This window comes from Pseudocitrobacter faecalis, assembly GCF_965231525.1.
Taxonomy (GTDB): Bacteria; Pseudomonadota; Gammaproteobacteria; order Enterobacterales; family Enterobacteriaceae; genus Pseudocitrobacter; species Pseudocitrobacter faecalis.
Map to the genome: position 1 here is coordinate 2529220 of NZ_CBDDNJ010000002.1, position 17883 is coordinate 2547102.

General features: G+C 54.3%; 18 protein-coding genes and 1 riboswitch. Of the genes, 5 read left to right on the plus strand and 13 right to left on the minus strand.

The annotated features are described in order from the left end of the window. Positions 1-2: 2 nt before the first annotated feature. Complete coding sequence (locus ACOXYR_RS12765; RefSeq protein ID WP_189623567.1) at positions 3-815, minus strand: ABC transporter permease; 813 nt, start codon at positions 813-815, stop codon at positions 3-5. A 4-nt stretch (positions 816-819) separates the two neighbouring features. Next, positions 820-1794: an aliphatic sulfonate ABC transporter substrate-binding protein gene (locus tag ACOXYR_RS12770; protein ID WP_113858507.1), complete on the minus strand. Its 975-nt coding sequence runs from the start codon at positions 1792-1794 to the stop codon at positions 820-822. A gap of 378 nt (positions 1795-2172) precedes the next feature. Here ACOXYR_RS12770 and ACOXYR_RS12775 point away from each other — a divergent pair, with 378 nt between their 5' ends. The 3 genes from ACOXYR_RS12775 (at position 2173) to ACOXYR_RS12785 (ending at position 4101) form a co-directional block, all read left to right on the plus strand. Then, positions 2173-3288 carry an acyltransferase family protein gene (locus tag ACOXYR_RS12775; RefSeq protein ID WP_167405907.1) on the plus strand — a complete coding sequence of 372 codons (1116 nt, stop codon included), beginning with the start codon at positions 2173-2175 and terminating at the stop codon, positions 3286-3288. Between the two features lie 97 nt (positions 3289-3385). After that, positions 3386-3625 carry a DinI family protein gene (locus tag ACOXYR_RS12780; protein ID WP_015964953.1) on the plus strand — a complete coding sequence of 80 codons (240 nt, stop codon included), beginning with the start codon at positions 3386-3388 and terminating at the stop codon, positions 3623-3625. Between the two features lie 284 nt (positions 3626-3909). Continuing rightward, entirely contained in the window at positions 3910-4101 is a 192-nt protein-coding gene (locus ACOXYR_RS12785) for a hypothetical protein (RefSeq protein WP_108474463.1), read from the plus strand. 22 nt (positions 4102-4123) lie between these two features. Here ACOXYR_RS12785 and uca read toward each other — a convergent pair whose 3' ends face one another. From uca to ACOXYR_RS12815, 6 genes are all read right to left on the minus strand, one after another. Beyond that, positions 4124-7726, minus strand: a complete 3603-nt coding sequence (uca, locus tag ACOXYR_RS12790) for an urea carboxylase (protein ID WP_421355943.1) — start codon at positions 7724-7726, stop codon at positions 4124-4126. A gap of 163 nt (positions 7727-7889) precedes the next feature. Then, the gene (locus ACOXYR_RS12795; RefSeq protein WP_421355942.1) at positions 7890-8525 is read right to left on the minus strand and encodes an urea amidolyase associated protein UAAP2; all 636 of its coding nucleotides are present in this window, start codon (positions 8523-8525) and stop codon (positions 7890-7892) included. Positions 8526-8535: 10 nt separating this feature from the next. Continuing rightward, positions 8536-9264 (minus strand): urea amidolyase associated protein UAAP1, encoded by a 729-nt coding sequence (locus ACOXYR_RS12800; protein ID WP_421355941.1) that lies wholly within the window; start codon positions 9262-9264, stop codon positions 8536-8538. Further along, positions 9227-10048, minus strand: coding sequence for an ABC transporter ATP-binding protein (locus ACOXYR_RS12805; RefSeq protein ID WP_113858502.1), 822 nt, complete (start codon positions 10046-10048; stop codon positions 9227-9229). Before ACOXYR_RS12805 ends, ACOXYR_RS12800 begins: the two co-directional genes overlap by 38 nt. Beyond that, a complete protein-coding gene (locus ACOXYR_RS12810; RefSeq protein ID WP_113858501.1) occupies positions 10045-10860 on the minus strand; it encodes an ABC transporter permease in 816 nt (271 codons plus the stop codon). The genes ACOXYR_RS12805 and ACOXYR_RS12810 overlap by 4 nt, the downstream gene beginning before the upstream one ends. 24 nt (positions 10861-10884) lie before the next feature. Beyond that, the gene (locus tag ACOXYR_RS12815; RefSeq protein WP_421355940.1) at positions 10885-11943 is read right to left on the minus strand and encodes a putative urea ABC transporter substrate-binding protein; all 1059 of its coding nucleotides are present in this window, start codon (positions 11941-11943) and stop codon (positions 10885-10887) included. Between the two features lie 58 nt (positions 11944-12001). Then, positions 12002-12100: riboswitch (guanidine-I (ykkC/yxkD leader) on the minus strand. Between the two features lie 311 nt (positions 12101-12411). Here ACOXYR_RS12815 and ACOXYR_RS12820 point away from each other — a divergent pair. Both ACOXYR_RS12820 and ACOXYR_RS12825 read left to right on the plus strand, forming a co-directional pair. Further along, positions 12412-12729 carry a putative quinol monooxygenase gene (locus tag ACOXYR_RS12820; protein WP_108474470.1) on the plus strand — a complete coding sequence of 106 codons (318 nt, stop codon included), beginning with the start codon at positions 12412-12414 and terminating at the stop codon, positions 12727-12729. Positions 12730-12958: 229 nt separating this feature from the next. Further along, positions 12959-13393: a universal stress protein gene (locus ACOXYR_RS12825; protein WP_108474471.1), complete on the plus strand. Its 435-nt coding sequence runs from the start codon at positions 12959-12961 to the stop codon at positions 13391-13393. A 44-nt stretch (positions 13394-13437) separates the two neighbouring features. Here the strand turns inward: ACOXYR_RS12825 and ACOXYR_RS12830 are convergent, their stop codons facing one another. From ACOXYR_RS12830 to cuyA, 5 genes are read right to left on the minus strand one after another with little or no spacing between them, the layout of a single operon-like run. Further along, on the minus strand, positions 13438-14226 hold the full coding sequence (locus ACOXYR_RS12830) for an ABC transporter ATP-binding protein (protein ID WP_108474472.1): 789 nt from the start codon (positions 14224-14226) through the stop codon (positions 13438-13440). Next, positions 14226-14996 carry an ABC transporter permease gene (locus tag ACOXYR_RS12835; protein WP_108474473.1) on the minus strand — a complete coding sequence of 257 codons (771 nt, stop codon included), beginning with the start codon at positions 14994-14996 and terminating at the stop codon, positions 14226-14228. Before ACOXYR_RS12835 ends, ACOXYR_RS12830 begins: the two co-directional genes overlap by 1 nt. Then, positions 14993-16000 carry a taurine ABC transporter substrate-binding protein gene (locus ACOXYR_RS12840; RefSeq protein ID WP_108474474.1) on the minus strand — a complete coding sequence of 336 codons (1008 nt, stop codon included), beginning with the start codon at positions 15998-16000 and terminating at the stop codon, positions 14993-14995. The genes ACOXYR_RS12835 and ACOXYR_RS12840 overlap by 4 nt, the downstream gene beginning before the upstream one ends. A gap of 33 nt (positions 16001-16033) precedes the next feature. Continuing rightward, positions 16034-16750, minus strand: a complete 717-nt coding sequence (gene cuyB, locus ACOXYR_RS12845) for a cysteate racemase (RefSeq protein WP_108474475.1) — start codon at positions 16748-16750, stop codon at positions 16034-16036. Further along, entirely contained in the window at positions 16747-17760 is a 1014-nt protein-coding gene (gene cuyA / locus ACOXYR_RS12850; protein ID WP_108474476.1) for a D-cysteate sulfo-lyase, read from the minus strand. The genes cuyB and cuyA overlap by 4 nt, the downstream gene beginning before the upstream one ends. Positions 17761-17883: the final 123 nt, after the last annotated feature.

The window sequence follows — 17883 nt, forward strand, 5'->3', positions numbered from 1 at the left end:
GATTAACGACCTCCTTCGTAGTTATCCCGCCAGGTCATCATGCGGTTTTCCAGTTTTTTCAGCAGGCTATCGGAGAGTTTGCCCATCATCGCAAGCGTAATAATCGCCACCAGCACCAGGTCCGGGCGCGAGTTTTCCCGACCATCGGTCAGCAGATAGCCGACACCCTGCGTCGCCGCCAGCAGCTCTGCCGCTACCACACAAAGCCAGGACATCGACAGCCCACTGCGCAGCCCGGTAAAAAGATAAGGCCGCGCGGCAGGAAGAATAATTCGGCGGATGAGTTGCGCACCGCTCAGGCGATAGAGCGTGCCGAGTTCAATCAATTTACGGTCGACATTGCGAATGCCCGCCACCAGATTGAGATAAACCGGGAAGAACGCGCCAATGGCGATCAACGTGATTTTGGCGCTTTCATCGATACCCATCCAGATAAGCAGCAACGGCACCCATGCGAGGCTGGGCACTGCGCGCAGCGCCTGAAATGTTGGGTCGAGCCAGCTTTCGAGGCTGCGGCTTAACCCCACCAGCGATCCCACCAGCACGCCGAGCGACGCGCCGATGGTAAAGCCTGCCAGCACGCGCAGAGAACTGGCCAGAATATGCTGCCAGAGTTCCCCCTGCGCCAGCTCGACAAAGCTGTAGAAAAGCTCTTCCGGAGGCGGCATCACCCACGCCGGGATAATCCCCAGCCGCACGATGATCTCCACCGCCAGCGCCGCCAGAATCGGCAGCGCCCAGCCGCGCAGGTTATAGCGCTTAACGCGAAATCGTCGTGGCGATTTAACCTTCGTCCCCCGCAAGATATCGGACATAGACTTATTCCCCCACAACCTGCTTAGCCAGCGCGCTATCCACCAGCGTGCTCAGCGCCTTATCAGGATCGGTACCGGAACGCAAAATTTTGTCCTGCTGTAGCAGAGGGATGACCGGTTTGATGGCATTCAGATGCGCGTCGCCGGGAATCGGTTTGGTCAGGTCATAACGGCTGAGCTGAAGTTTGATAACCGGTTCCGGCAGTTTGGTTTCTGCGGCAATCACTTTCACCGCTTCGTCCGGGTTGGCGATGATCCACTGGCGCGCTTTGTCGTAAGCGGCAATCACCTGTTTGACCGTGTCGGGATGTTCCGCAAGGAATTTCTCGTTGGTATTGAGGAACGCCGCGACACCAAATTTATCGTTGCTATAGAGCACCTTATCTCCTGCCAGTTGCCCCGCCGCCATATGCGGATCCAGCCCGGCCCAGGCGTCAACGCGCCCCTGCTCCAGGGCGGTACGTCCATCAGGATGCTGAAGATGAACAATGTTCACATCGCTCGGCTTGAGATGGTTCGCTTCCAGCGCCCGCAGCAGGAAGAAATAGGGATCGGTGCCTTTGGTCGCGGCAATTTTCTTGCCTTTCAGTTCATCAATGGATTTCAGCGGTGAATCCTTTTGAATGAGCAGCAGGCTCGGAACGTACCAAAGATAACTGTATACCGCTTTCACCGGCTGGCCGTTGGTGCGGCTGACAAACGCCGAGATACTGGAGGTGAGCGCAAACTGGGTTGAGCCGCTGTTCAGGAACTCCAGCGAGTTATTTGAACCGCGCGATAATACCCAGCGCACTTCCGTCCCCTGCGGTTTTAATTCATCTTCCAGCCAATGATTTTTCTTAACGATCAGACTTTCCGGGGCGTAGTAAGCGTAATCGAGACTTAGTGTCGGTAACGCCTCTGCCTGGCTGTAAAAGGCGGCGAATGTCAGCGCCAGCGCAGATGCGGTTCTGGCGAAAAAGGTTTTTTTAGCGTGCATGGTGCGGCCCCAAATGTGCGATGTGATTATTGTTGTTTCTGTTTCGCCACTGTAGGGGATAGCCTTAAGGCCACAAAATAACAATTACGCAGAAGGTTATTAACATTTTTGAAATGTGGCGGGTCATTTGACCATGCTTGTGAGGTGAGGATGTGCTAAGTCGAATCCTGCGCAGGTTTGACCTGGCCCAAGAATATCCTGATCGATGTTCATCATTTCATCGAGAAATGTGCATAAACGTTTTATCCGAAACACCATGGATAATTGGTTATCAGAATGATAGGATCGGAAAAATCCGAGTTTAGGTTAACATTGACGTCCCGATTTGACCTTGGCTTTCCCTTTGACATCACAAATAGTTGCACCCGGATAATACGAATGTTGGAGTTTTTTGAAATTATTATCGCTCTTCTTATTCTAATCCTTACGACCACTTTTACTTGTCATCTATTGGGTGTTAAAGATACCAATTATAAGTACGCATCCCTTGAAGGCTTGCGCGGATTAGCCGCTGCATTGGTAGCTATTTTTCATCTTTACTGGCGTGCGGGCGGCTCTTCGGATAGGTACTGGTCTATCGATTATCTTGCCAGTAGTGAACTACGAAGAGCCATACTCCTTATTGGCGAACTTCCAGTTGGTGCCTTTTTTATGCTTTCCGGTTTTCTCTTTTTCCGTAAAGCACTCACTGAAAATTATTTCAACATCAAAGATTTTTTTATCTCTCGGATTCTCAGAATCTATCCTGCCGTAATCGCTTCACTGGCCATAATTTATTGCGCTACCGCAGTAATGAACTCCGGAATCTTTACTACACCGTTAAGCTGGGTTATCACCGCTCTGCCCTTTATTCGTGAGTATCAAGGGAGTTTAGTTAACACGTTTCCTATAAACATCACAAATTCAGGCGTTCTGTGGACGCTGGTTTGGGAAATCCGTCTCTATTTATGTATACCTTTTCTCTATATATTAATGCGTTTTACACCCTATAAAAAAATGGTGGTAATCATCGCTATGATCGGTGTCATCATTTTGGATAAAACGCGAATGATAGAAAGTAGCATTGCTGGGTATCTGATGTACTTTCTTGCAGGATTTCTTGTCGCTGCGACAAAAGATATTGAAATAAAAAGAAATAATATTATTTGTATACTTCTGCTCATCATCGCAATTATCTTCACGCGCAAAGCATATAGCTCCACCACTGCACTTTACATATTGCCCGTCTTTTGGTTGCTGAAAAACAGAGCCGATTTTTTTGGCCTTTTAGTAAGTAAACCATTCAGGATGTTGGGCACATGCAGCTTCTCCATTTATCTGATACATGGCATCACGCAAGCCGTTTCCAAACACTATTTGTTCAGCTATCACCACTATTTGTGGGCTATTGCTTCGCTAATTCTTACTGGGGTCTGCGCACCTGTATTGTATCTTTATGTAGAGCAACGCTTTATGTATCGCTCAAAACATCGACTCATGTTGCTCAAACAGTGATCAAATTCTTATACATGCTCTTTCACGTAAAACACTTGACGTTTGCCCCCGGTTATAGCGCATAATACTGTATAAACATTCAGTATTTGGAGACAGTATGTTTGTAGAACTGGTTTACGATAAACGTAACGTTGCAGGGCTGCCTGACGCGCGTGAAATCATCTTAGCGGAGCTGACTAAACGGGTACATCGCCTGTTTCCAGATGCCGATGTACGCGTAAAACCGATGCAGGCCAACGGCCTCAATAGTGACGCCAGCAAAAGCGATCGGGAAAAACTTAACCGAATGCTGGAAGAGATGTTCGAAGAAGCGGATATGTGGATGGTGGCAGAATAAAACACCCGGCATTCGACGGGCAGAGCCCACCAGGCTCTGTCCTGGGCGTCTCTCAGCAAAAAATCCTTTTAGATCTCCTGCCTGAAAACAGGATCGCAACAAGGAGAAGCGCTGAGAAGTGAATCCCCCCTTAACTGACCCGTATCAAGCAACCATCATTCTATTTTTTTGAACAAGAACCGCAAAACATTCCGATTTTCATGATCGCCGTCACACTTTATCCTTGTGGTTATCAAAACAACAACCTCCTTACTCACCCTCTGATTGTACCTGGGAGCCTCATCATGAAATCACTCAAATCTTTTGCCGTTGTCGCGACACTGTCACTGGCTTCTCTGTTATCCGCCAGCGCGCTGGCTGCCGATAATACCCGTGTTGAAGCGGGCTCAAACATCGATACGTCCGTCGGGCAGAATCATATCGATGTCAGCCACGCTTTTGATGCAGAAAATTTGACTGCCGGGAATCTGCAGTAATCACACCGCGCGAGCCTTACGGCTAAGCGACTTCCTCCAGAATCACCGCAACCCGTTGCCCGGCACGCACTGACGAGCCGGGTTGCACGCTCAGATGCTGGATCACGCCATCACACGGTGCCAGCAGCGGGATCTCCATTTTCATCGACTCCAGAATCACCAGCACATCGCCTGCACGCACGCGGCTACCTGCGGCGGCCTGCACCTGCCAGAGATTCCCGGAGATGGGACTCTCCACACCCAGCTCTCCCATCTGGAGTGGTGCATCTGCGTCTTCTTGCGCCACGCTCTCCTGGCTGTCGAAATGCGCCTGTCCGCTGGCGATCCAGCGATCGCGTTCCTCGTTGAACGCCCGCTGCTGATGCTCTCGAAACGCGTCAATCTCTTGCGCTTCACGTTCAAGAAACTGCTGATACTCCGCCAGCCGCAGCGTGCCGTGCTCAATGCGCAACGGATAGCGTCCGAGCGGGAAATCGCGGCGGATTTGCAGCAACTCCTCCCCCGAAACGGGATAAAAGCGAATCTGGTCGAAAAAGCGCAGCAGCCACGGCTTGCCGTCGAAATCGGCGACGTGATGATAGCGATTCCACATTTGAAGGGTTCGTCCGACAAACTGATAACCGCCCGGCCCCTCCATGCCATACACGCAGAGATAAGCCCCGCCGATGCCTACCGAGTTTTCCGCAGTCCAGGTTCGCGCCGGGTTGTATTTGGTGGTCACCAGACGGTGGCGAGGATCCAGCGGCGTCGCCACCGGCGCCCCCAGATAGACATCCCCTAACCCCATCACCAGATAGCTGGCGTCAAACACCGTATCCCAGACCGCCTGCTCATCGGGCAGATCGTTGATCCGACGAATGAATTCGAGGTTGCTTGGGCACCAGGGCGCGTCCGGACGCACGGTGGTCATGTATTTATCAATCGCCTTGCGGCAGGCCGGGTCATCCCATGAGAGCGGAAGATGCACTACTCGCGTGGGCACCTGTAGATCGTCACTGCCGCAAACGGAATGCCATTCATCGCGCACCCACGCCAGCAACGCATCAAGCGCCAAAGTTTCCGGCTCAAAATGCACCTGTAAAGATCGAATGCCTGGCGTCAGGTCAACAACACCTGGCCGCGATGCGCGCTCCAGCGCCTGCATCAGGGCGTGGATACGAAAACGCAGCACCAGATCCAGCTCCGGTTCCCCGGCTTCCAGCAGCAAATGGGTGTCGCCCGATACGCGCGCAATCAGCCGCTTATCCCCCTCACCGCAGTTCATCACGATCGGCGAGTTTAACGCGGCAGGCTGCCATTCATTGTCGATGGCTTGCAGTGTATCTATTTCCATATCCTGCGACTGCGCAAGCTGACGCGCGGTTTTCAGGCTGACAGGCGTAAAGCGGATTTTGTCTCCCGCCTTTAGCTGACCTAGCTGCCAGAGATCGGCTTCGATAACGGTGACCGGGCAAACAAACCCGCCCAGACTCGGGCCATCCGGCCCAAGAATGACGGGCATATCGCCGGTAAAATCAACCGCGCCCACCGCATAGGGATTATCGTGAATATTCGATGGATGCAGCCCCGCTTCGCCACCGCTCTCACGTGCCCAAAGGGGTTTCGGGCCGATCAAGCGCACCCCCGTACGGCTGGAGTTAAAGTGTACTTCCCAGTCGGTGGCGAAGAAGGTGTCAATGTAGCTTTCGGCAAAGAATTCCGGCGCACCGTGCGGGCCGTAGATTACGCGCAGCGTGCGCACATCCGGCAAGTGCATTTCCAGCGATGCGGGCAGCGTCGCCTGCTGTGCGTCACGGCATTCGCCCAGATGTAGCACATCGCCCGCGCGCAACGCGCGCCCGGCATGCCCACCGAACTGGCCGAGAGTGAAGGTACTTTTGCTGCCGAGATACATGGGTACCTGGATGCCGCCACGCAAACATACGTAGCTTCGCACGCCAGCCCCCGTGATTTCGCCGATTTTCAACGTCGATCCGGCGGGGATGGTGAACGTTCGGTTCATCCCCTGCGCGATGCCATCAAGCGTTACGGGAATTGCTGCGCCGCAGACAACCGCCACCGCCGCCGTATTAAATTTCAGGGTCGGGCCGCTGAGGGTTATCTCCAGCGCAGCTTCCCCTTCCGGGTTACCGAGCAGGCGATTGCCCAGACGCAGTGCCCGGTTATCCATTGGGCCTGAAGGCGGTACGCCGACGGCCCAGTAGCCCAGTCGCCCTGGATAATCCTGCACGCTGGTTTGCGTTCCGGCGCTCATCACCTCAACGGTATTCGCCTGATAGTGCAACGCGTCCAGGCAGCGGGTCCAGGGTTCGCCCTGGCTAAACGGTGCAAACGTCAGAATTTGCTGGAGATAAAGGCGATTGGTTTCAACTCCATATAAACGCGTTTCGGCAAGCGCGTTGCTCAGGGCCGTTATCGCCTCTGCCCGGTTATCACGCCAGCTAATCATTTTAGCCAGCATCGGGTCGAAGAACGGCGGCACCTCGCATCCGGCTTCAATCCAGCGGTCAATGCGCAGCGTCGCGCCATCTGCAGGTGGAAAAACGACCTCGGTCAGTAAACCCGGCGATGGCTGAAACTGACGCCCCGGATCTTCAGCATAGATACGCGCCTGAATCGCGTGGCCGCGCGGCGTTAACCCGGCAGCCAGCGTTGATAAGGGAGGGAGCTCCCCGGCGGCCAGTTCAATCATCCAGCGTACCAGATCCACACCCCATACTTGTTCCGTGACGCCGTGCTCCACCTGCAAACGGGTATTCACTTCGAGGAAATAGAACTGCGCGGCGAGGCTGTCATAAACAAACTCCACCGTACCCGCACTGCGGTAGTTCACCGCTTTTCCAAGAGCAATGGCGGCCTCACACAACGCGTCGCTCATCCCGTCCGGCAGATTCGGCGCGGGCGTCTCTTCAATCACTTTTTGGTTACGACGCTGAACCGAACAGTCGCGCACGCCGAGCGCGATGATATCACCTTTTCCGTCGCCAAAAATCTGCACTTCCAGATGACGGGCGCGTTCAATGTACTTTTCCAGGAAGACGCCTGCATCGCTAAAGTTGTTCTGCCCCAAACGCACGACAGCGTCGAACGACTCGCTGAGTTCTCGCGCATCCCGGCACACGCGCATCCCAATTCCGCCGCCGCCCGCCGTACTTTTCAGCATCACCGGATAGCCTATCAATGCGGCCTGCTGGCAGGCTTCCTGCGCATCCGCCAGCAGTTCCGTTCCTTCCAGCATCGGCACGCCCTGTGCTTTCGCCAGCGCGCGTGCGGTGTGCTTCAGCCCAAAAGTTCGCAGTTGCTCAGGCGTTGGGCCCACGAATGCCAGCCCAGCGGCCTCGCAGGCTTCGGCAAAGGCCGCGTTTTCCGACAGAAAACCGTATCCGGGATGAATCGCGCCGGCCCCGCGGCTTTTAGCGGCGGCGATAATGTTGTCGATAACCAGATAAGTGTGTGCCGCCGGGCCTTCGCCAAGGCTTATCGCCTCATCAGCGTCACGGATGTGCAGGCTGCTGAGGTCTGCCTCAGAATAGACCGCCACGCCCTTAATGTGCATAGCGCGCAAGGTACGTAAAATTCGACAGGCGATAGCGCCGCGATTGGCAATGAGGAGTTTTGTGAACATAGTGATGACTCAATTCAGGCGGGTCGTCCCGCGATAAAGTCATTCCCCTGAGGTCGTCCTCAGGGTACACGCGCTTACGCTTTCGGCGTCGGCGTATGGTTCAGGCGATCGGCACGGGCGGCAAACAGGCGAAAAATCACCTTGCGCCAGCGTTGCCAGCGGGTCAGTTCCATACCAGCACCTCGGCAGGCGTTGGGTTCCAGCCGTTGCACGGGTTGTTAAGCTGCGGGCAGTTGGAGATAAGCACCATCACGTTGCATTCAGCAATCAGCTCCACATACTTACCCGCCCCCGAGATACCGTCTTCGAAGGTCAATCCCCCCTCTGGCGTCACCGGCACGTTCATAAAGAAGTTGATGTTGGCGCTGATATCGCGCTTATGCAGCCGACCATCGTGCAGGCAGGCGCACAGAAAGTTATCGCGGCAACTGTGCATGTAACGTTTGTCCAGCGAATAGCGCACGGTATTACTCTCCTGAGCACAAGCGCCGCCAAGAGTGTCATGACGCCCGCAGGTGTCAGCCACTATCGTTAACAACGGATTACCAAGGTTAGAGTAAAGCACGCTGCCGGTGGTCAAATAGGCATTCCCCTGGCGGCGCAATGTCCGCTGCACGTCATAGCGTTCACGCGGGTTATTCGCGTTGTAGAACAGGGTGTCGATAGCCTGATTACCTTCGAGATCGAGCAAACGTAAGGTCTGTCCTTTTTTCACTTCAAACAAATAGGGCTCGCCCGCCGGGATCACGTGGCGGAACACCGCGTCTTGCGGATGGCGTGAACTGGTCATCGTGGTCATCACAGGCTCCTTAACGGGTGAAAAGTTGCGTATTCAAAAACGCGCGCTGATTTTCATCGCGCGTGAACAGCGCGGCTGTTGCAGCCTGCTCATCGCAAGCCTGGTACCAGCTCAGTTGAACCGGACGCGGCGCATAATCCGTGTCAGGGTTTTGTGGATGCGGCAGTGCGGTCAGGACGATCAACACGTCCATCGGAGCAAAAAGTTCGACGTAATTACCCGCCTGCGAATGCCCGCGCACAAAATGGAAGTCGCCATTTTCATTCACCGTCACCTTGCTGAAGAAATTCACCACCATCAGCAAATCTTCCAGACCAAGCTCCCATTTACCCAACTCCACCAGCAGGTTATCGACGCCGTTGCGATAAAAGCCGTTGCGCAGTTCCTGATAGCGTCCGGTACCATACTTTTCCGCGGTCTCCTGCGCATTTAACACGCCGCCAAAAGGGTCATGCCAGCCGCAGGTATCGGCAACAATGCCCGCCAGCACGCGCCCCATGTCGGAGTAGAAACAGTGCCCGGCAGTGAGACGCGCAGTGTGCTGCCCTTTCAGGGTATCGGGCAGATTGAGCCGTTCACTTTTCTCGTGTGGGTTGAGCATCATCATGCTGACGTTGGCATTGCCATCGATATCGGTCAGACGCAGGATCTGCCCGCGCCGCAGAATAAACGACGCCTGACCGCCGCCCGGCACCTGCTCTTCACGCAGGCTCGATGTAGTGTGAAGTCGTGGTTTCATCAGATTCTCTCCTTATGGGAAATACGTTGTGGTCTGTACCGGTTGCCTGACGCTGCGACAGCCGCGATTCATTGAGCGGAATGTCGTAGGTCACCCGCGCGCCGTAGGCATTGGGGGCCTGCGGGTCGATGCGCACTTTGTCAAACACCAGCAAACGGGTGCCAAGGTTGAAACCTTCCGTCAGATCATGAGTGACCATAAACACGGTCATCCCCGTTTCGCGCCATAGCGCCAGCAGCAGCGCGTGCATATCTTTTCGAATGCCGGGGTCCAGCGCGCCGAAGGGTTCATCCAGCAGCAGGACGCGCGGCTGCATAATGAACGCCTGGGCGATGGCGAGACGCTGCTGCATGCCGCCCGACAGCTGTGCCGGGTATTTATCCAGCGCATGGCTCAAACCCACTTTTTCCAGCATCTGCGCGGCCTGTTCCCGCGCGGCACGTTTGCGTGCGCCAAACAGTCGACCCAGCAACGGCGACGCCGGGAGTTCCAGCCCAACGGCCACGTTATCCAGCACATTGAGATGCGGAAAAACGGAATAGCGCTGGAATACCACGCCCCGGCTGCTGCCGGGTTCACCGGGCAGCGGTTTGCCATCCAACAAAATTTCGCCACGGCTGGGGCGCTCCTGGCCCAACAGCAGGCGTAAAAAGGTCGATTTTCCGCAGCCAGACGCACCGACCATTGAACAAAACTCACCCTCTTTCACCGTCAGGTTGATGCGCTCCAGCACGACATGGTCGCCATATTCCTGCCAGATATTGTTCACCGCGATAAAACTCATGCCCGGCCCCCTTCTGCCCACGGGAAGCAGCGTTTGTGCAACTGGCGTAATGCCAGATCCATCAGCCACGCCAGCAGGGTTATCCAGATGACGTAAGGAATAATGACGTCCATCGCCATATAGCGACGAACCAGGAAGATGCGATAGCCCAGACCGGCAGTGGCGGAAATGGCTTCCGCTGAAATCAGAAACAGCCATGCCGAGCCAAGCATTAAGCGCAGTGAGGTAATTAACCGGGAAAGCAACTGCGGCAGAACCACCCGCAGCACCACCGTCCAGCTATTGGCACCGAGCGTTTGCGCCTTGATGAACAGCTCCGCCGGGATCTCTTTCGCCCGCTGTTCGAGGTCGCGCGCCAGCATCGGCGTGATGCCAATCACGATAAGCATCACTTTGGATAGCTCATCAAGACCAAACACGATGAACAGAATCGGCAGGATTGCCAGCGGAGGCACCATAGAAAGCACGGTCATCAGCGGCGACAGCATCGCGCTATACATCGGGAAAACGCCCGCGGTAATCCCGATACTGAGACCAATCAGTGACGCAATCGCCAGCCCAAGCAGCAAACGCGTCAGGCTGATGAACGTATCGGCCCACAGCAAATATTCGCCGCTGCGACGATCCGGGGTGAAGGCCATTCGGTCGATGGCCGACAGCATCTGCGACAGGCCCGGCAACAGTTTGTCGTGCGGGTTAGCCTCCAGACGCAGGGTCGAGCCGACAAACCAGGCGGCAATCAGCAGCACAAAGGGCAGCAGCATTAACATGATTCGCATGCCGTGCTGGGGGTGGCGGTTAATCTGGCGCATGGCGAAGGCTCCCGTCGTCAATTATCACAGCTGGCCGGCAACGGCCATCTTCAGATAGCGGTCATCAAAGCGCAGTTTGGTATTAGCGGTATCCCCGAGGGTCGCATTACCGGGGAACGCCATGCCGATGAAATCCGCGCTCGCCGCGCCTTCGCCTAATAACCCTTTATCAAAAGAGAACTGCGCCACGCGCTGCATGGTTTTTGCAAGCTCGGGCGAAGTCACAAAGGTGAGCGCATCGGCGGGCGTCCAGAAAAGATGGGTAGTTTTGAGTTGTGCCTGGTAACCAGCGAGATCGGTGCCAGAATCAGCGGCCATTGCGCTCAAAGCCTGCTTATCGCCCGCCTGCATTTTTGCCATCATTTCAAACCATGCGCCGGTCAAGGCTTTACCCAGCGCCGGGTTGTCATGCAGGGTTTCACTGTTCACCACCAGCATGTCAATCAGTTCACCTGGTACCTGCGAAGAGCTGAACACTTCCGTGGTTTGCGGCGTTTGCTTAATAACGGAAAGCTGCGGGTTCCACGCCACCGCGGCACGCACGTTAGCGGTAGAAAATGCCGAGACGATATCCGCATCCGAGGTGTTGACCACCTTCACGTCTCGCTCCGCCAGCCCCGCTTTTTCCAGCCCGCGCACCAGCAGGTAATGAGAAACCGACAGTTCAGGGAGATACACCGACAGGCCTTTCAGGTCGCTGAGCTTTTTATCCGCACCTTTGAGTACCACGCCGTCGTTGCCGTCAGAGTAGCTACCGGTAATCAGCGCCGTGGTGTCAACACCACCCGCTGCGGGGATAGTTAACGCATCCATGTTGGTCATGGTGCAACCGTCAAACTGGCCCGCGGTATACTGGTTTATGGATTCGATGTAATCGTTAAGCTGGACGATATTGATTTTAATGCCGTATTTGCTGGCCCATTTATCAATGATTTTTTCGTTGCTGATGGTGCCCCAGGGCATCCAGCCTGCGTAGATAGTCCAGCAGATGTTGAACTCTTTTTTGACGGCGGCAAATGAGGGGACGCAGGCGAACAGCGCAAGCGTTAGAGCAAGTGAGCGAACAAACGGCAATCTCTTCATCTTAGACCTCGGTTTGGCACAAAAAAGTGGGGGCAGCGCGACACCCTATGGTGCTGCTGTCTCCCGGGCTTTTGTCCCGCCGTGTAACCTCGTCGAGGTCGCCAGCTCTCGGACCTGACGTTCACCTTCGTGAACCGGAACCCTAGCCAGCCATTGATGCCAGATTGTCTTACGCTGCCTTCTGCCTGTGATATTGCAATCTGCATGCCAGAAGGGAACGTGCCGTTAAATCACCAGGATGAGATATTTTCGATGTCAACAACACCAGTTTGGGGAACCAAAGCGGTGCATTGCATGGATTTGGGGCGTAATGAAAAACCGCATTGTTTAAGGGAAATATGAAAGAGGCCTCACCGGGGAAAGTTCGGCTCTGGTAGCCGGAGGTCATCATTATTGGCGCAAGTGCCATTTCACCACTAAGCTCAATGATTGGGCTTTAAAGATATTGATAACAAAAAGGATATCACGATGAGTGAAGTGAAAATTGTCGCCACCCTGACCCCGCGCAAAGAGTATGTCGATACCATCCGCTCCGCCGCACAGGCAATGGTTGGCCCCACACAGCTGGAGGCGGGTTGCCTGCAATATGATTTGCACGAAAGCCGCGCCATTCCGGACGTACGTAATCTGGCGGTGGAAGGCGCGGTGTCATTTGTGTTTATTGAGCGCTGGAAGTCTGAGGACGATTTGAAAAAACACGTCGCCATGCCGTATCACGATGACTTTCTGGAAATCTTAGACGGCAAGCTGGATAACATTAGCGTTCAGCGGCTGAACAAACTGTAGGTGTGTGCCATAACGCCTGATGCGCTTCGCTTATCAGGCCTACGGGTTCTTCATCCCTGTAGGCCGGGCAAGCGCAGCGCCCCCGGCAAATGTCAGTCACAAACTGTAAATTAACCATCTGATTTGTCGATATTTCTTAATCAGTGACCGCGATCGCTACCCCCTTCATGCGTTGTTATCCACAATAAAGATTATTTCAGCAAATGATTGATATGAAGGGATTTCAACTATGTATAAAACGATTCTGGTTCCTGTTGATGTCTTTGAGTCCGACCTTGCCAACAACGCCTTAGCACACGCGCAATATCTGGCCGAGAAAGCAGATGGTGATATTCACCTTCTGCACGTGCTCCCGGAATTTTCCCCTATGCTTACCCGCGGTTTTATCGCCGACGCGAAGAAAATGCAGCAATATTTACAGTGTGCGAGCGAAGAGAAAATGGCGCAGCTGGCAAGAAGTCTCTCATTCCCGCAGAACCGTATTCATCACCATATTCGTAGCGGAAAAGTGCGTGACGCCGTCGCGACGCTGGCGGATGAACTGAAAGCGGATGTGGTGGTGATTGGTTCGCGCAATCCGGCAAAGCAGTCGCATCTTCTGGGGTCTGAAGCTTCGGGGATTTTACGCCATGCTCGCGTGCCGGTGTTTGTGATTCGCCTGTAAAGGTATGCAAAAAAAATAAGCCTGCTTAGCAGGCTATCGGTCGATTACTGAAGCGACGCGGCCATATGGCGCTTCGCTTCCGTACGCACGCGATGAAGAACACGATGTTTTATTTCAGTGTACTGCGGGTGTTCTGCCAGCGTTTCGATATTCCGCTCACGGGTAAACGGCAGCACAATCTCTTCGACAATTCGCCCCGGCTTGGCCGACATAACCAGAATACGGTCAGCCAGAAACAGCGCCTCTTCCACATCGTGAGTGACAAAAAGGAGAGTCGTTTCCGTTTTCAGCCAGGCGTCGCGGAGCAGTTCCTGCATCATTAATCGTGTTTGTGCATCCAACGCGCCAAAGGGTTCATCCAGCAACAAAACCTCCGGCTCCGGCAGCCAGGCGCGAGCCAACGCGACACGCTGCTTCATCCCACCAGAAAGCTGCCAGGGCGCATGATGCTCAAAACCTTTTAATCCTACGCGGGACAGCCAGTTAATCGCCTGATTATTCACGTCCTCTTTATTATATTTGCCTAGACGCGGGCCAAAGGTGACGTTTTCCAGCACAGACAGCCACGGGAACAAGTTTGCCTGCTGAAAGATCATGCCGCGATCCGGCCCCGGTTGCGTCACCTTTTTCCCCGCGGCTTTCACCGTACCTTTATCGGGGCGAGTAAACCCCGCAACAAGATTAAGGATGGTCGATTTCCCGCAGCCCGATGGCCCCAGCAATACCACAAACTCCCCTTTTTTCAGGGTGAGGGAGATATCGTCGAGAACCGTGACCGGATTCGGCTTGGCCGCAAAGGCAAGTGACACGTTTTCAAGTGAGATAGAACTCATTATTCTTTCCCCGCCCAGGGTACAGCTACGCGCTGCAAACCCAGAATCATTAAATCGAGCAGATATCCAATCCCGCCCAACAGCAGAATACCCAACATGACAATATCCGTGCGCAGATAGGCGCTGGCGTTCACCACCATCCAACCAAGCCCTGAACTGGCAGCCACCATTTCCGCCGCAATCAGCGACGTCCAGCCAATACCAATCGAGAGCCTGACTGTTGTAAAAAGATCCGGCAGCGCATCAGGCAATACCACACGCATAAAGATCTGCCGACGCGTCGCGCCCAGCGTTTGTGCCACGCGAATACGCGAGCGGCCAATTCGCTCTACGGCCGCCGACGCACCGACAACCACACTCAAAAACGTCGCGATAAATATCAAAAAGAATTTTGACGACTCGCCAATTCCCAGCCACACCACCGCCAGCGGAATCAGCGCGATTTTGGGCAACGGACGAAGAAATTGCACAAACGGGTTAAGGACAGCAGCCAGCGTGTCTGAAAGCCCCATTAATAATCCCAGCGGGATGCCAATCGCAATAGCCAGCGCAAAGGCGCTCAATGCACGGGCCAGACTGACAGCGATATGCTGCCAGAGCGGTACCTGACGATAGCCATCTTCCAGCAACTCACGCGCCGTTAAGCCAATATCCGTCAGCGAGGGAAGCAGCAGTGGATCCACCCACTGCCTTGTTGCCGCCGTTTGCCAGAGCATAAAGAAAACCGCCACCGATACCACGCTGATGGCGATATGTTGACTCAATTTCATTGTCCGGACACCGCCGCATCTTGAATGTAGTGGACATTGATGGCGCTGTTCCAGTTTGTCGGGATATCGCGCTGCCGGATCTCGCCAATGCCGGCAAGGAAGTTCGCCGTTTTACTCAGCGCTTTTCCAATACCGCTGTCGCTGGTATTCGTACCGTTCCCCAACCAGGATGGCGTACTCTGCTCAGCTAATGTCGGATATTCCAGGCCATTCAGTGTGTTAGCCGCCGTCGTTTGCGGCGCACCGACTTCTTTTGCAACAATCGCGGAAGCGCGTTCCGGATCCTTTTTGAACTCGTTGACTTTTTCCTGATGCACGCGCAGGAAGGCGGTTACCACCTGAGGATATTGTTCCGCAAAGGCCTTACGGACAACATAGTTGTTGTAAATGAGATAGCCTGCTTTTTGCAGTTCTTTAGTGGCAAAGACCTGATGCCCCCCTGCCGATTCCAGCTCCTGCGCAAAAGGCGCCCATACATAACCCGCATCAATATCACCACGTTTCCACGCCGCCACCATCTCTGCCGGACGTAGCGGCAGCAGGGTTATTTTACTGCGATCCAGTTTATTGACGGTGATCGCGGCTTCCAGCGCATATTGCGCGGTGGAGTTTGGCGGATACGCCACGCGTTTGCCTTCGATATCCTTAATTCCGTTAATCCCCTCTTTACCAATCAACCGCTCATAGCTGGCAATGACGCCGGAAACACCAATAATTTCGACCGGCAGTTTTCTGACAATGCCTGCGGTTGCCGGGCTGGAACCGAAGTTGGCAATATCAATCGCATTGCTGGCGAAGTAGGTTAAGGCATCGGCACCTGACGCAAATTGCACCCACTTCACTTTACTGTTTAATGCTTTATCCAGTGACCCATCCGCCTTTGCCAGCATTAAAACCTGAGAGCCACCACTATAGGCAACACGCACTTCAGACGGCGTGTCGGCAAAAACACTGTTAACCCAGAAACTGCCTGCTGCGAGTAAAAAAACCAGACTTTTTTTCATGTTGTCTCTCTGTATTATTCTGTGTGAAATCATTTAAATAATTTGACCATTACGCCGGGACAACCAAAGGCTTGCGCACTGCTGCGCCAGCGCCTCGGCAGGATCAATGGCCTCGTTAAGGAAGGGGGAAGAAACAGCCTCTAACGCTACAGGGACTTCTGTACAGGCCAGCACCAGTTTCTCAGCACCACGTTCACGCAGCGCCCGCGCCTGCAATGTCAGCAACTCGCCCCCCTGCTGCAAATCACCGCGTTTCACCGCATAGCACCCCGGAACAAACCAACGCGCGATTTCATCCTGGGTCGGGAGCAGGCTTTCCGTGCCAATGGCCGCGAATCGTTGTTGAAACCAACCTGCATCCAGCGTTCCCTGTGTTGCGATGAGTCCCACCTTTTGCGGTTTGTCCTCTATCGCCTCGAGCGTGGCATCCGCGATATGCAGCATCAGCGCCTCACTTTCTTGTTTTAACGCGTCGTACCAGTGATGCGCGGTGTTACAGGCGATAACAATATGGCTAACACCCAACCGATTAAGCTGCTGTATACCGTGAAGCAGTTGCGGAAGCGGCGACGGTCCTTCTCCGGCCAGCGCACGCTGACGATCGGCAATTTGCGGAACATTCCACACCACATGAGGAATTTGCTGCTGATCGTTCCTGGCAGGCGTGGCTCGCAGAAGCTTGTGCATAAAATCGACGGTGGCCAATGGGCCCATCCCACCCAGCACACCTAATAAAAAGGGGCGGCTCATGAGGCGAGCGAGTCGGTGATCACCTGGCGGTAGCCAAACAGGCCTGCGGAACCGCCAGTGTGGATGAAGACCACATTTTCCCCTTTACGGAAAGCGCCTTCGCGAATCAGACCAATCAGCCCGGCGAATCCTTTTCCGGAATAAACCGGGTCGAGCAAAATGCCTTCATGCTGTGCTAACAGTTGCAGGGCCTCCAGCATGGATGATGTCGGCAGGCCGTACCCTTCACCAACATAGTCGCTGTTAGCTCTTACGCTTTCGCGTGGCAATTCGCCCTCGACGCCCAACAGTTCCAGCGTTTGCTGGGCCAGGCGCCAGACGTTTTGCTCCTGTTTTTCACGCGGTGCTCGTACGCTAATACCGAGCAGCGGAATACCACTGTTTGAGGCGTGAAGGCCAGCCACTAATCCTGCCTGCGTGCCGGCACTTCCCGTTGCATGAACGATATGATCGATTCTCAGACGTTGCTGACTGGACTGCCACAGCAGTTCCTGTGCGCAGGCTACATAGCCCAACGCACCGACAGGATTCGAACCGCCACCGGGGATAACATACGGTTTGAATCCCTGCGAACGTAGCGTTTCTGCGTGATGCTCCATCGCCTGCTGCATATCGGTTCCGGCTGGCAAGTGTGCAATAATTTCGCCGCCTAACAGGCCATCAAGCAAAATATTGCCAGAGTGCTGGTAGTCATCGCCGAGTGTGGTCACTCGCTGCTCAAGGAAAATATGTGTTTTGAGGCCAAGTTTTGCCGCTGCGGCTACGGTCTGTCGCACATGATTTGATTGGGTTGCACCCTGAGTGATAATAACGTCGGCCTGTTTTTCCTGCGCATCGCCCAGTAAAAATTCAAGTTTGCGGGTTTTATTTCCCCCCGTCGCAAGGCCAGTGCAATCGTCGCGTTTGATCCAAATATTCGGACCGCCAAGCAGTTGAGAGAGCTGGGTTAACGGTTCTAATGGCGTGGGGAAATGACCGAACGAGAGCCGGGGAAATCGAGCGAGATGCATAATTATAACTCCTGTAAAATAGTCGCTAAACGCTTATCACGCGAATGAGCAAGAACACAGGAATGACTATATTGAACAATGAAGAACGGGCTAACCAAGTTTTTTGGCTATTGATATGAGCAG